This is a genomic window from Streptomyces sp. NPDC054975 (assembly GCF_053609105.1).
In genome coordinates this window covers 1-13,120 of record NZ_JBSGWV010000055.1, presented here as the reverse complement: position 1 = coordinate 13,120, position 13,120 = coordinate 1, and the positions used below count along the sequence as shown (strand labels likewise).

At 74.6% G+C, this 13,120-nt stretch carries 9 protein-coding genes; 5 read left to right on the top strand and 4 right to left on the bottom strand.

The annotated features are described in order from the left end of the window. The first annotated feature begins 159 nt into the window (after positions 1–159). From ACWF79_RS30080 to ACWF79_RS30065, 4 genes are read left to right on the top strand one after another with little or no spacing between them, the layout of a single operon-like run. A complete protein-coding gene (locus ACWF79_RS30080; protein WP_453731325.1) occupies positions 160–1,119 on the top strand; it encodes an ABC transporter permease in 960 nt (319 codons plus the stop codon). Then, positions 1,116–2,003, top strand: coding sequence for an ABC transporter permease (locus tag ACWF79_RS30075; protein WP_453731324.1), 888 nt, complete (start codon positions 1,116–1,118; stop codon positions 2,001–2,003). The genes ACWF79_RS30080 and ACWF79_RS30075 overlap by 4 nt, the downstream gene beginning before the upstream one ends. Next, positions 2,000–2,965: an ABC transporter ATP-binding protein gene (locus ACWF79_RS30070; RefSeq protein ID WP_453731323.1), complete on the top strand. Its 966-nt coding sequence runs from the start codon at positions 2,000–2,002 to the stop codon at positions 2,963–2,965. Before ACWF79_RS30075 ends, ACWF79_RS30070 begins: the two co-directional genes overlap by 4 nt. Then, positions 2,962–3,996, top strand: coding sequence for an oligopeptide/dipeptide ABC transporter ATP-binding protein (locus tag ACWF79_RS30065; protein WP_453731322.1), 1,035 nt, complete (start codon positions 2,962–2,964; stop codon positions 3,994–3,996). Before ACWF79_RS30070 ends, ACWF79_RS30065 begins: the two co-directional genes overlap by 4 nt. A 68-nt stretch (positions 3,997–4,064) precedes the next feature. On the opposite strand, the gene ACWF79_RS30060 is transcribed toward ACWF79_RS30065, so the two are convergent. Continuing rightward, positions 4,065–5,069, bottom strand: a complete 1,005-nt coding sequence (locus ACWF79_RS30060; RefSeq protein ID WP_453731321.1) for a hypothetical protein — start codon at positions 5,067–5,069, stop codon at positions 4,065–4,067. Between the two features lie 166 nt (positions 5,070–5,235). Beyond that, positions 5,236–6,369, bottom strand: a complete 1,134-nt coding sequence (locus ACWF79_RS30055) for a type III polyketide synthase (protein ID WP_453731320.1) — start codon at positions 6,367–6,369, stop codon at positions 5,236–5,238. Between the two features lie 200 nt (positions 6,370–6,569). On the opposite strand from ACWF79_RS30055, the gene ACWF79_RS30050 reads away from it, so the two are divergent. Next, a complete protein-coding gene (locus tag ACWF79_RS30050) occupies positions 6,570–7,802 on the top strand; it encodes a cytochrome P450 (protein WP_453731319.1) in 1,233 nt (410 codons plus the stop codon). Between the two features lie 58 nt (positions 7,803–7,860). Here the strand turns inward: ACWF79_RS30050 and ACWF79_RS30045 are convergent, their stop codons facing one another. Both ACWF79_RS30045 and ACWF79_RS30040 read right to left on the bottom strand, forming a co-directional pair. Further along, positions 7,861–8,817, bottom strand: a complete 957-nt coding sequence (locus ACWF79_RS30045; RefSeq protein ID WP_453731318.1) for a bifunctional riboflavin kinase/FAD synthetase — start codon at positions 8,815–8,817, stop codon at positions 7,861–7,863. Between the two features lie 31 nt (positions 8,818–8,848). Continuing rightward, positions 8,849–12,952 carry a trypsin-like peptidase domain-containing protein gene (locus tag ACWF79_RS30040; protein WP_453731317.1) on the bottom strand — a complete coding sequence of 1,368 codons (4,104 nt, stop codon included), beginning with the start codon at positions 12,950–12,952 and terminating at the stop codon, positions 8,849–8,851. Positions 12,953–13,120 lie beyond the last annotated feature (168 nt).

The window sequence follows — 13,120 nt, the reverse complement described above, 5'->3', positions numbered from 1 at the left end:
CCCCACCCCCGCCCCACCCCGGGTTTTGCAGTTCGTAGTGGGGAGTGGGTCAGGCGTCATTGACCCCCACGCCCCCGGGCGGGGGGGGCGGGCCCCCCCGGGCCCCGCGCCACGGACGGCGCCCCCCGCACCGGTACGACCCTCCAGTACCTCCGTTACGTGGCCGGCAAGCTGGGCGGCGCCGCCGTCTCGCTCTTCGCCGTGCTGGTCACCAGCTTCTTCCTGTTCCGGATCATCCCCGGCGACCCGGTCAAGGCGATGACCCACGGCGTCCCCACCTCGGCCGAGCAGTTGGCCACCCTGCGGCGGCAGTTCGGGCTCGACCTGCCGATGTGGCAGCAGTTCACCGACTACTGCGCCAAGGCGCTGAGCGGCGATCTCGGCACGTCGTACCAGTTCCACGCGCCTGTCGGCGATCTCATCGCGCAGAAGCTGCCCGCGACGCTGCTGCTGACCGGAGTCGCCGTGGTGCTCTACTCGGCCCTCGGGCTCTGGCTCGGCACCCGCTCCGCCTGGCACCACGGCGGCCTCGGCGACAAGGTGAACACCGGGGTCGCGCTGACGCTGTGGTCCGTGCCCTCGTTCTGGCTCGGGCTGCTCCTGATCATCGTCTTCTCGGTCGGCATCGGCCCGATCCCGGGGCTCTTCCCGACCGGTGGCATGGAGTCGGGCACGGGCGAGACGGGCTTCGCGTACGTCCTCGACGTCGCCCACCACATGGTGCTGCCGGTCGTGACCCTGGTGGCGGTCGGCTACGCGCAGACGCTGCTGGTGATGCGCTCCTCGCTGCTCGACGAGATGGGCAGCGACTACCTGACGACGGCGCGGGCGAAGGGGCTGCGCGACGACGTCGTACGGCGCCGGCACGCCGTACCGAACGCGCTGCTGCCGACCGTGACGATGATCTTCATCAACCTGGGGCATGTGGCCGCCGGGTCGATCCTGGTGGAGACGGTGTTCTCCTGGCCGGGGCTCGGCGGGCTGTTCTACCAGGCGCTCAGCGTGCCCGATCTGCCGCTCGTCCAGGGCCTGTTCGTGGTCTTCGCCGGGGCGATGATCGTGATGAACCTGATCGCCGACCTGCTCTATCCGCTGCTCGACCCCCGGGTGGGCCGATGACGACCTCGTTGACCTGGACGCGGCGCAAGAACGCCGTGTCCCGCTTCTGGCAGCAGTACCGCACCCACCGCGCCGGGCTCTACGGCCTGGCCGGGCTCGCCCTGCTCGCCCTGCTCGCGCTCGCCGCGCCGCTGATCGTCGGCGCGGACGTGCAGTCGGTGACGAACGCGCCGGGTACGGCACTGGAGTCGCCGAGCGCCGCGTTCCCGCTCGGGACCGACCAGTTCGGGCGCTCCCTGCTCGGCCTGCTGATCTGGGGCGCGCGGATCTCGCTGCTCGTCGGCCTGCTCGCGGCGGCGCTCTCGGTCGCCATCGGCACGCTCGTCGGCATCATCGCCGGGCACTACGGCGGCTGGTTCTCGACGGTCGTCATGAGGATCACCGACTGGTTCCTCGTCATGCCCGCGCTGGTCCTCGCGATCGTGCTCGCCACCGTGATGTCCCGTTCGATGTGGACGGTCGTCCTCGCGATCGGCATCACCAGCTGGCCGACCACGGCCCGGCTGGTGCGCGCCCAGACGATCGCGGTGGAGTCCCGCCCGTACATCGAGCGGGCCACCGCGCTCGGCGGCGGTCACGGGCACATCATGAGCCGGCACGTGCTGCCGAACGTGATGCCGCTGGTCCTCGCGCAGACCACGCTCGGAATCTCCACCGCGATCCTCACCGAGGCGACGCTGGCCTTCCTCGGCCTCGGCGATCCGACGGTGGTCTCCTGGGGCGGCATGCTCCAGGACGCGCGGGAGGCGGGGGCGGTCTCGTCCGGCCACTGGTGGTACCTCGCCCCGCCCGGGATCGCGATCGCGCTGGTCGCGCTCGCCTTCACGCTGTGCGGGCGGGCCGTCGAGTCCGTGCTGAACCCGAAGCTGGGGGTGGGGCGATGAGCCTGCTGGAGGTACGGAACCTGAGCGTGACGTACGGGTCGGGGGCGTCCGCCGTCCCCGCCGTGCGGGGCGTCGACCTCACCCTGGCCGCCGGGCAGAAGCTCGGGGTCGCGGGCGAGTCGGGGTGCGGGAAGTCGACGATGGCGCTGGCGCTGCTGCGCCTGTTGCCGGCGTCGGCCCGGCTGACCGGCCAGATCCTGCTCGACGGCGAGGACGTCCTCGCCATGAAGTGGGGGCGGCTGCGGGCGGTGCGCTGGGCGGGCGCGTCGATCGTCTTCCAGGGCGCGATGCACTCGCTGAACGCGGTGCGGCGGATCGGCGACCAGATCGCGGAGCCGCTGCTCGTGCACGGGCGCCCGACACCGGCGGCGGCGCGCAAGCGGGTCGGGGAGCTGCTCGAACACGTCGGGCTTCCGGCGGCGCGGGCGGCGGCCTATCCGCACGAGCTGTCGGGAGGTCAACGGCAGCGGGTGATGATCGCGATGGCGCTGGCCTGCGATCCGCGGCTGATCGTGGCGGACGAGCCGACGACGGCGCTCGACGTGATGATCCAGGCGCAGATCCTTCGGCTGATCGAGCGACTGGTGGCGGACGACGACATCAGTCTGCTGATGATCAGCCACGATCTGGCGGTCCTCGCGGACACCTGCGACCGGCTCGCGGTGATGTACGCGGGCCGGGTGGTGGAGGAGGGCCCGGCGCGGTCGGTGTACGACGCGGCCGAGCATCCGTACGGGCGGGCGCTGTCCTCGGCCTTCCCGAGGATCGGCGACCCGGCGTCCCGGCGGGCGCCGCGGGGCCTTCCGGGCGACCCGCCGGACCCGGCCGACCTGCCGGGCGGGTGCGCGTTCCATCCGCGCTGCCCGGTGGCGGTGGAGGTCTGCGGGGCCGAGGACCAGGAACTGCGGGACGCGGGCGCGGGGCGCCGGGCGGCCTGCGTACACGTGGGGAGTGGCTCATGAACCCGTTGACCGAGGACGGGGCGGGGGCGTCGGCCGGCGCGGCGACCGCGACCGGGCCGCTGCTGTCGGCGAGCGGGCTGCGCGTCACCTTCCCCGGGCGGCGGGGCGCTCCGGCCGCGCGCGCCGTGGACGGGGTGGATCTGGACATCGGCCACGCGGAGATCGTGGCGCTCGTCGGCGAGTCGGGGTGCGGCAAGACCACGCTGGCGCGGTCGCTGCTCGGCCTTGTGCCGCCGACGGCCGGGACGGTCACCTTCGCCGGTGAGCCGCTCTCGTACAGCTCCCGGGCCCTCAAGGCGTACCGCAGGCGCGCGCAGCTGGTCCTCCAGGACCCCAGCGGCTCGCTGAACCCCCGGCACACCGTGTACGACGCCGTGTCCGAGGGGCTGCGCATCCACGGCTACGAGGGGGACGAGCGGGCGGCGGTCGCGGAGGCACTTGCGCGGGCCGGTCTACGGCCTCCGGAGCGTTTCTTCCTGCGCTATCCGCACGAGCTGTCGGGCGGTCAGCGCCAGCGCGTCGTCATCGCGGGCGCACTGGTCCTCGAGCCGGAGCTGATCGTCGCGGACGAGCCGGTGGCCTCGCTGGACGCGTCGGTACGGGGCGAGATCCTGGCGCTGCTGCTACGGCTCCGGGACGAACTGGGGCTCTCGGCGCTGGTCGTGACGCACGACCTGGGTCTCGCGTGGAACATCGCGGACCGGGTGGCGGTGATGTACCTGGGGCGGATCGTGGAGACCGGCACGGTGGAGTCGGTACTGACGGCGCCTCGGCATCCGTACACGCGGGCGCTGTTGTCGGTGCTGCCGGAGTCGGAGGGCGCGCCGGTGGTCCTGACGGGCGAGCCTCCGGACCCGGCGCGCATCCCGTCCGGCTGCCGCTTCCACGCCCGCTGTCAGGTCCTCGCGTCGGGCGAGGCGGCGCCGGTGGCGGACCGCTGCCGTACGGAGGACCTTCCGGTCCTCGCGGGCGGCGGACAGCGGGACGTGGCCTGCCACTGGGTGCGGGAAGGGGCTTGGGGCGGCGCCTGACGCGCGGACGCTCCCGGCTCGCCCAGGTGGACCGGGCGGGAGCCGGGAGCGTGCCGTTCGTACGGGCTTCAGTTGGTGAAGGGCCCGGGGTGCTCGCCGTTGGGGTCGGCAGCCTGGTCGGCCGCGGGGTCCGCCGCCGGGTCGGCCGCGGGTTCGGCCGCCGGTTCGGCCGGGGGCTGGGCAGCGGGTTCGGCCGCCGCCTGCGGGGCCGAGGGGTTCGGGGGCTTGTGGCCGGAGTTGGAGTGGGACGGGTCGGGCTTCGGCAGGATCTCGCAGCCGCTGATCGAGGTCCGCGTCGAGACCGACTTCACCCTGCAGTCGTCCTTGCCGACGCCGGCGTCGACGCTCCCCCAGTGCTCGCCGACGATCAGGATCGCGCCGCCGGGGCCGCTGATCTTGTCGTCGCCCGGGCCCGCCTGGATGAGGCCGCCGGACTCGGGCCCGAGGGCCTTCGCCTCGATGGTGTCGTTCTCGCTTCCGCCCAGGACCCGGGCGGAGAAGTCGATCGTGCCGACCTTGATGATGTCGACGCCGTCGTTGCCGGTCACGATGCCGCCGCCGCGGTTGAACTTGGTGGGCGCGCCGGAGACCGAGCCGGTGGTGATCTTGTCGTCACCGTCGTCGCCGTGGACGACGGCCCCCTTGGCCCCGTCGCCGACGACCGTGGCGACCTTGATGACGTCGTTGCCGCGGTTGCCGCGGACCATGCTGAAGCCGTTCTGGGGCACGAGGTGCTTGGCGCGGATGACGTCGTCGCCCTCCCCGCCGCTGATGGCGGAGTCGATGACGAGGCCGCGGACCTCGATCATGTCGTTGCCGTCACCGCCCCAGATGGTGACGTTCTCCAGGTCGCTGTCGCAGAAGATGTGGTCGTCCTTCTCGGTGCCGCTGACCAGCTCTCCGGGCGGCGCGGAGACGCCGTTGATCCAGCACTGGTGCATGGGCACCTTCCCCTGGGGCGCCGCCTGGGCGGGCGCACCGGCGAAGGACGCGGCGGCGACGCCGGCGAGCAGCGCGGTGAGCGCGGCCGGGCCGCGCACGGCCCGACGGAGGGAGGGTGGCGTAACGGGCATGCGGGTCTCCTTTGCTGAACGGGCAAAGCGGAAACGGGCAGAGCGGGGAACGGGCGGAAGAGCGAACGGGCGGGCCCGGCGGGCGGACTGGACGGGACCGGCCACGCGGTCCGGACGGACGCCGCGGGACCGGCCTCGCCGGGTGCGCGGGGAGGCCGGTCGGGCGTCAGCTCGTCGTCGGCGCCGGCTGGACGGGAGCCGGGCAGCCGACGATGCGGCGGGCCTTGAGGTCGGGCTCCAGGGAGGGAATGACGGCCGTCGTCCAGCGGCCCAGGCACATCTCGGCCGTGATCCCGGGCCCGAACCCGGCGATGATCCCGCGGGCGCCTTCCGGCAGCCCGCCGGCGTCGAAGAGCCTGCGCACCGCGTCCAGGACGACGGCGCTGGCGATGTTGCCGTACTCCGTCAGGGTCGCCCGGCTGAACCGGAAGGACTCGGGCGGGACTTCGAGGAAGCGGCTGAGGTCGTCGAGGATGCGCGGCCCGCCCGCGTGGATGATGTAGAAGTCCAGCGCGCCCGCGTCCCAGCCGTGGTCGCCCGCGATCTCGCGGAGCGCCGGTGCCAGTGGCTCCATCGTCGTCGGCACGCGCTTGTCGAGCAGGAAGTGGAAGCCGGTGGCCCGGACGCTGTACGCGATCCAGTCCTCGGTGTCCGGAACCAGGTGCGAGTTGTTGCGCTCCAGGGCGATCCCGGTGCCGCCCCTGCCCCGGACGACCGCCGCCGCGACCGCGTCGCCGAACAGGCCGTTGGAGAGCAGCGACCCCACGCCCAGATCGGTGGGCTGGTAGCAGAGCGAGCAGAACTCGCAGGCCACGATGAGGACGTTCGCGTCGGGGTACGCCACGCAGAAGTCGTGCGCCCGGTTGATGGCGGCGCCTCCGGCGGCGCAGCCCAGCTGGGCGATCGGCACCTGCCGGGTGTGACTCGGGAAGCCCATCGTGTTGATCAGCCAGGCGGTCAGCGACGGCATCATGAAGCCCGTGCACGACACGTAGACGATCATGTCGATGTCGGCGGGGCGCAGCCCGCCGTGGCGCAGGGCCTCCTCGACGACCTTCGGGACGCGGGCCTTGGCCTCCTTCTCGTAGAGCGCGTTGCGCTCCTCGAAACCGGGGTGGCGCAGCGTCTCGTCGATGGGCTGGACGATGTGCCGCTGGGTGACGCCCGTGTTCTCGATCAGCCGGAGGGCCAACGGGAGTTGGGGGTGGTCGGCGTGCAGCGAACGAGCGAGGGCGAGCGTCTCCTCCCTCGTGATCACGTACTCGGGTACGGACACCGCGGGTTTGCACAGAGTCACCACGACAGTCGCTCCTTCGTTCTCGTACACCGCGAACTGCCGCCACACTCACCCGGTGACGCGCACGCCGCAACCGCGAGCGTCACCAGGAGCCCACGGAGCGTGATACGGAGCGTGACCTCGCGCCCGGATGCCGTGCTCCGTCCGAGGGGCTGTGATCGCTCGGCGTGTCGCCGCCGCCCCGCGCCGGGAACAGCCTCCTCATGACGTCCGAGATGACCTCCGAACCGACGGCCGCGGATCTCCGGCCGGTCCACACCTGGGCGGTCGACGACCTGCCCGCCCTTGAGTTCGACCCCCTGCTCATCGAACTGCTCCACGAGGAGCCGGTGGCCCGCATCCGGCTGCCGTTCGCCGCCGAGAACGAGGCGTGGCTGGTCACGCGGTACGACGACGTACGCGCCGTGACCTCCGACCCCCGGTTCAGCCGAACGGCTCTCCTCGACCGCATGGTCACCGGCATGACCGGCCACATGGTCGCCTCGAAGGCCGCCCTGAACTACGCCGATCCGCCGTACCACACCCAGCTGCGCAAGGCCGTGACGAAGACCTTCACGGGGCACAACACCAAGCGGCTGCGCCCGATGGCTCAGGCGACCGCCGACCGGCTGCTCGACGCGATGGAGGAGGCGGGAAAGCCCGCCGACCTGATGCGCCATCTGCACGGCCCGCTGCCGATGGCCGTGGTGTGTGATCTGCTGGGCATCCCGGAGGAGGACCGCGCGGAGCTGGCCTCCTGGCCGGACCTCATCCTCTCCTCGGGCCCCGGCCCGGAGAACAGCCGGGCGGCCAAGGCCCAGATCCACGGCTACATCACCCGGTTGCTCGACCGGCGGCGCGCCGAGCCGCAGGAGGATCTCGCCGGCGAGCTCGCGGAGGCCCTGACCGAGGGACGGATCTCCGTCGACGAGGCCGTCTCGCTGGCCATGGCGATCCTCATCAGCGGCGCGCACGCGGTCCGCAACAACAGCGCCAACATGGTGTATCTGCTGCTCACCCGGCCGGATCTGATGGCCCGGCTGCGGGCCGAGCCGGAGCTGCTGCCGCAGGCGGTGGACGAGTTGCTGCGCTGGATCCCGCACCGCAACGGCGTCGGGCTGCCGCGGATCGCCACGGAGGACGTGAAGGTCGGCGGGGTGCTGATCCGCGCGGGTGACGCGGTGTACGCGTCCTACCTGGCCGCCAACCGCGACCCGGCGGTCTTCGAGGACCCGCACGAGGTCGACTTCGACCGGGAGGGCACCGGCCATGTGTCGTTCGGCCACGGGCCGCACCACTGCATGGGCGCGATGCTGACCCGTATGGAGTCCGAGGTGATGCTCTCCACGCTGCTGCGGCGCTACCCGGAGCTGCGGCTCGCGGGCCCGGCGGAGGAGACGGTGTTCCAGTCCAAGGGCCTGATCCGGGGCCCGCGGGAGCTGGTCGTCACCTGGTGACGCCGGTCGTCACCCGGTGACGGGGAGAGGCGAGGCGCGCCGGCGGTGGTCCGGCGCGTCAGCTCTTGCTGTCGTACGCCTCGGTGAGTTCGCGGCAGCGCTTGACGTCTCCGGCCATCGCCGCGAGCAGGTCGTCCAGCGTGTCGAACTTCAGCATGCCGCGGACGTACGCCAGGAAGTCCACGGCCACGTGCAGGCCGTAGAGGTCGAGACCCTCGCGGTCGATGGCGTACGCCTCGACGGTCCGCTCGGTGCCGTCGAACTGGGGGTTCGTACCGACCGAGATCGCGGCCGGCATGCGCTCCCCCGCCGCGGTCAGCCAGCCGGCGTACACGCCGTCGGCCGGGATCGCGGTGTGCGGCAGCGTCTCGACGTTGGCCGTCGGGAAGCCGAGCTCGCGGCCGCGCTGCGCGCCCCGGACGACGATGCCCTCGACGCGGTGCGGGCGGCCGAGGATCTCGGCGGCGCCCTCCACGTCGCCCTCGGCGACCAGTCGGCGGGTGAGCGTGGAGGAGAACGGTTCGCCGCCGCCCGCCGTACCGCTCACGAAGAGGTCGATGACCTCGACCTCGTAGTCGTAGGTGGCGCCCAGCTCCGCGAGGAAGGCGACGTTGCCGGCGGCGCGGTGGCCGAAGCGGAAGTTCGGGCCCTCGATGACGGCCTTCGCGTGCAGCTTGTCGACGAGCACCTTCACGATGAAGTCCGCCGGGGAAAGCTGCGAGAACTCGGCCGTGAACGGCAGGACGAGCACCGCGTCCACGCCCAGCTCCGCGATCAGCTCGGCGCGGCGGGGGTGCGGGGCGAGCAGCGGCGGGTGGCTGCCGGGCCGCACGACCTCGGAGGGGTGCGGCTCGAAGGTCACGACGACCGAGGGAACGCCCAGTTCACGGGCGCGCTCGACGGCCCGTCCGATGATCAGCTGGTGCCCGCGGTGCACACCGTCGTAGGAGCCGATGGTGACGACGCTGCGCCCCCAGTCCTGGGGGATGTCCTCCAAGCCACGCCAGCGCTGCACTGTGACCGCTCCTCGTCCGCCTGTTCGCCGATTACGCAGGTCTAAGACTGCCATGCCCACGGCCGTCGCCTCGCATCGGCATGGAACTGCCGATGCGCTGGACGGTACGGCAGGTGCTGGGCCCGACGACGAGGGCCCAGTGGTCGGGGTCGGCGGCCAGCCATCCGGCCAGTTGGGCGGCGAACGCGGGGACCTCGCGGGCGAGCTCGACGAGCCGCCGGTCGAGGCAGGTCGCGCCCTCGGCCGTACGGACGAGGAGCAGGCCGGTGCGGTGGACGAGTTCGCGGGTGCGGACCTCGGGACGGCGCGCGCAGTCGAGGGCGGCGGCCCGGAGCAGGGCGTCGAGGACGGCGAGGTCCCGTGCCTCGTACCGCTCGTGGTCGAGGAGTACGTCGAGGAGTTCGGTACGCAGCAGGCGCGAGGCGCCGGTGCCGGGCGCGGCGAGCACCGGGGCGAGTGCGCCGCGGACCTGCGCGGGGCGGCCCCGGATCAGGCCGGAGACCAGGGGGAAGAGGACGGCTCGGGCGGCGGGGCCGTCCTCGAGGCGGCGGTCGACGAAGGCGGCGGCGTGGGGGGCGCCGTCGGGGTGGCGGTCGACGTACTCGTGGACGAGGGCGGCGGCGCGGCGGGCGAGGGCGGGCGTGGTGACCTCGGCGAGCGCCCGCAGGGTCTCTCCGGCGGCCTCCCCCGGGCCGTCCAGCCGTGCCTGGAGGGCGGCGAGGACGGGTTCGGGGTGGGCGGCCAGCGCGGTGGTGAGTACCGCGGCGGGGACGCGGCGGTCGGCCAGGGCGCGGGGCAGATGGCGGGCGCGGGTGTGCGGGTCGCGGACGAGGATCCCGAGGGCGGCGCCGTGCAGGGTGGCGTCGGCGGGGCGGGCGAGCAGGGCGAGGGCGGCGTAGCGGAGGAGTTCCCGGTCGGGGCCGGTCGTGGCGTGGGCGGCGACGAGGCTGCCGTACGTGGCGGCGGCGGCGCGGCGGGCCGCCCGACCGTCGTCGTGGGCCCAGCGGTCGACCGCCCGGCAGACGGCGGACGGCTCGTCCTCGGCGAGCGCGGTGAGCAGCCCGTCGGCGAGGGGGTGGGCGGTGGCGACGAGCGCCTCGCAGAGGTCGTCGACGGCGAGGTGGCGATGGGTGTGCAGCAGGGCCTGCGCGGCGGTGCCGACGGTCGCGTGCGGGGCCGCGCGCAGGGGGCGGCCGTCGCCGAACCAGCGGCAGAGCAACGGCTGTACGCCCCGGGGCTCGGCGACGAGCCGCGCGGCGACGGCGTCGAGGAACCGGGGCGCGGCGTGGCTTCCGGGCGGCGGGTCCGCGGGCACGAGCCGCCGCAGCAGATCGATCCGCTCCCCCTCCCCGACCCGCAGCCCCACCCAGAACGCCGGGCCGAAGAGCGCGGGAGGGGGCGGGGCGGTGGCCGTATTGGGCGCGGGCAGCAGGTGGGGACCGGGAGGCGGCGCGGGGCTGGGTCCCGTGCCGGAAGCCGGGGCGGTCTCCGGCCGGGGGGCAGGGGCGGGCGGCGGCTCGGGCGTCGGGTCGGGCCTCGGTCCGGAGGCCGGGGTAGGCGTCGGGGCGGCCACCCGCCCGGGCATCGCGGCGGGCCTCGGTCCGGAGGCCGCGGTAGGCGTCGGGGCGGCCACCCGCCCGGGCATCGCGGCGGGCCTCGGTCCGGAGGCCGCAGTAGGCGTCGGGGCGGCCACCCGCCCGGGCATCGCGGCGGGCTTCGGTCCGGAGGCCGCAGTAGGCGTCGTGGCGGTCTCCCACCCGGGGGCCGCGGTAGGCGTCGGGGCGGTCACCCACCCGGGCACCGCGGCTGGCCTCGGTCCGGAGGCCGCAGTAGGCGTCGTGGCGGTCTCCCACCCGGGGGCCGCGGTAGGCGTCGGGGCGGTCACCCGCCCGGGGGTCGGGGCGGCGCCGAGGGGCTCTGTGAGGCGGGCGGGTGGTGGGGGGGCCGGGGCGGGGCGTGGGGCGGGGATCTCGGGGGCTCGCGCCGGGCCGGTGTTCGGTCCTGTGCCGCAGGCCTGGTCGGGCGGGCGTGGGGCGGTCGGGTGGGTGCCCAGGTGGTCGGCGAGGTGGCGGAGGACCGGGAGGTAGGGCCGGGGGTCCGGGAGGCGGTGCAGGGTCCGGTGGAGGAGCCGGGAGGCCCACCACGCGGCGTCGGTGCTCGCCCGGCCGTCCGCGCGGAGCCGGTCCAGGGCCTCGACCAGCCCCGTCAGCCGACGCCCGAGCGCCTCGGAGCCGTGCTCGCGGCCCATCAGGAGGAGGGCCTGGACCACAGGGCCGATCCGGTGACGCGGTACGGGGAGGGGGTCCGGTGCCAGGACCGTGTGCGGGGCGCCGGGGCGGGCCGGGAGGCGGACGGGCGCCCCCTCGCCCCGGCGGTGGACCAGCGCGAGCAGGGCCTCGTCGACGTCCAGGTGGGCGCCCTGGATCCAGTCGGCGACCTCCTCGTGGCCGAAGCGGTAGCCGGAGCCGGCCGGGACGAGAAGCCCCTCGGTCAGGACGGCGGAGGCCCAGCCGGTCCGCCACGGGAAGACCTCCTCGAAGGAACCCCGGTCCAGCTCCCCCTGCCCGGGGCCCAGGCACCGGCGGGCCGCCTCGTGGACCTGCCCGGCCACTCGGGCGGCGAGCCGGCGCACGGCGGAACCGCGCGGCACGGGACGGGTCCCGGCGGCGATCCGCACCGCGACCCGCAGGCACATCAGGTCGAGGTAGGCCCCGAGAACCTCCTCCCGCCCGGGTCTCCCCGGCGCTCCCCCGGGCACGGCCTCCCGCACCTCGGCGAGCAGCCGCAGCACGAGCGGGTGCCGGGCGTCGTCGGCCGCCAGATCGCCGGCCGCAAGCCCGTACCGCGCCCGGGCGAGCACGGCCTCGTCCTCCGTGAGGTCGCCGAGCGGCACGGCGCCCTGTGCCTCGGCGGCGCGGTGCAGTGACTCGGGGGCGTGGAGGCGGACCGCCCGCTCCCAGAACTCCGGGCGGCAGCCGAGCATCAGACGGGCCCCGTGGGCGCGGAGCCAGGTTTCGGTGCCCGTCGTCCAGGCCGGGAGGCGGTGGGCCAGGGTGGGAGGCATCTCCTCGGGGCCGTCGAGGACGACCAGCAGGGGCCGCCCCGCCTCGTGGGCGAGCGCGGCGACCCGTGCGGGGGTGGCGGTCGACATGTCGCCCCGTACGCCCGACGCGGTGACGATCCGGCCCGCCTGGCGCAGGGCACGGTCGACGGCGTCGGCGACCGAGGCGTCCTCGGCGCGCAGGTCCGCCCCGCGCAGCCAGAGGGTGGGGGCGGGTTCGGCCCCTCGGGCCCGCTCGGCGCAGTGCGCGGCGAGCGCCGTCGTGCGTCCGCTTCCGGGGACGCCGACGAGGGCGAGGACCAGGGCGTCCGAGGCGCCGAAGGTCGCGAACTCCCGGACGCAGTCCGCCCGTTCGACCGGCGGTGGCCACGCCGCCCCGCTCCCCGTCGTGGCGGCGACCCCCGTGCAGGTCGCGGTGGCGGTGGCGGTCGCGGTCAGCTCCGCCACGCCCGCCAGGTTGAGCTCGCGCCCGTAGCAGGGGGCGGTCGCCGCGTTGCGCCTCAGCAGTTCGGCCAGCGGGCCCCCGGGCGTGAGGGGCAGCGCGTATCCGGCGGCCCGGTGGTCGCCGTGCAGCGCGGTGCCGAGGACGGCGAGGACGGCTCCGGTCTCCGGGTCCACGACGGGCCCGCCCGTGGCCTGGCCGCCCAGCCGCAGGGCCTCCGCGCCCTCGGTGCCGATGGCCAGCTCCCAGGCCGGCCGGGCGAGGGGGCGCCGCCGGTCACCGGCGGCGTACGTGACGGGGGCGGTGCCCAGGACCCGCGCCTCGCGCCAGCCGTGCGCCGCGATCCGTACGTACGTCCCGGCCTCCACCTCGGTCCGCGCCGCGACCGGCAGCGGACGGACGCCGAGCCCCTCGGCCCGTACGAGCGCGAGGCCCGCCTCGGGAAGCACGGTGAGGGCCTCGGCGAGGCGGTCGGGCTCGCCGGGGGCGCGCAGCAGGATCCGTACGAGTCTGTCGACCGCCTCGTGACTGGTGACGACCGTTCCCCGGTCGTCGGCCACGAAGCCCGTTCCGCGCGGTCGGCCCGCCGGATCGCAGATCCGTACCAGCGTGCCGAGGTCCCCGCGTCCCATGGTGTCGACGGTAGGTCGGCGGTGATCACTCCGAGAACCACACCGGCCGAACGCGCCCCCCAGCGCTCCCCCGTTTCACCCCGAGCGCCTGCCCGAAGGGGTGAATCGGAGGTTCGAAGTGGATAGACACTCCCCGGGGGAGGGGGTCGTGGGCCGGGCACTCGTGCG

Coding starts and splice junctions, on each gene's coding strand:
- ACWF79_RS30050 (WP_453731319.1), top strand. CDS start 6,570: ATGACGTCCGAGATGACCTCCGAACCGACGGCCGCGGATCTCCGGCCG.
- ACWF79_RS30040 (WP_453731317.1), bottom strand. CDS start 12,952: ATGGGACGCGGGGACCTCGGCACGCTGGTACGGATCTGCGATCCGGCG.
- ACWF79_RS30070 (WP_453731323.1), top strand. CDS start 2,000: ATGAGCCTGCTGGAGGTACGGAACCTGAGCGTGACGTACGGGTCGGGG.
- ACWF79_RS30075 (WP_453731324.1), top strand. CDS start 1,116: ATGACGACCTCGTTGACCTGGACGCGGCGCAAGAACGCCGTGTCCCGC.
- ACWF79_RS30060 (WP_453731321.1), bottom strand. CDS start 5,069: ATGCCCGTTACGCCACCCTCCCTCCGTCGGGCCGTGCGCGGCCCGGCC.
- ACWF79_RS30065 (WP_453731322.1), top strand. CDS start 2,962: ATGAACCCGTTGACCGAGGACGGGGCGGGGGCGTCGGCCGGCGCGGCG.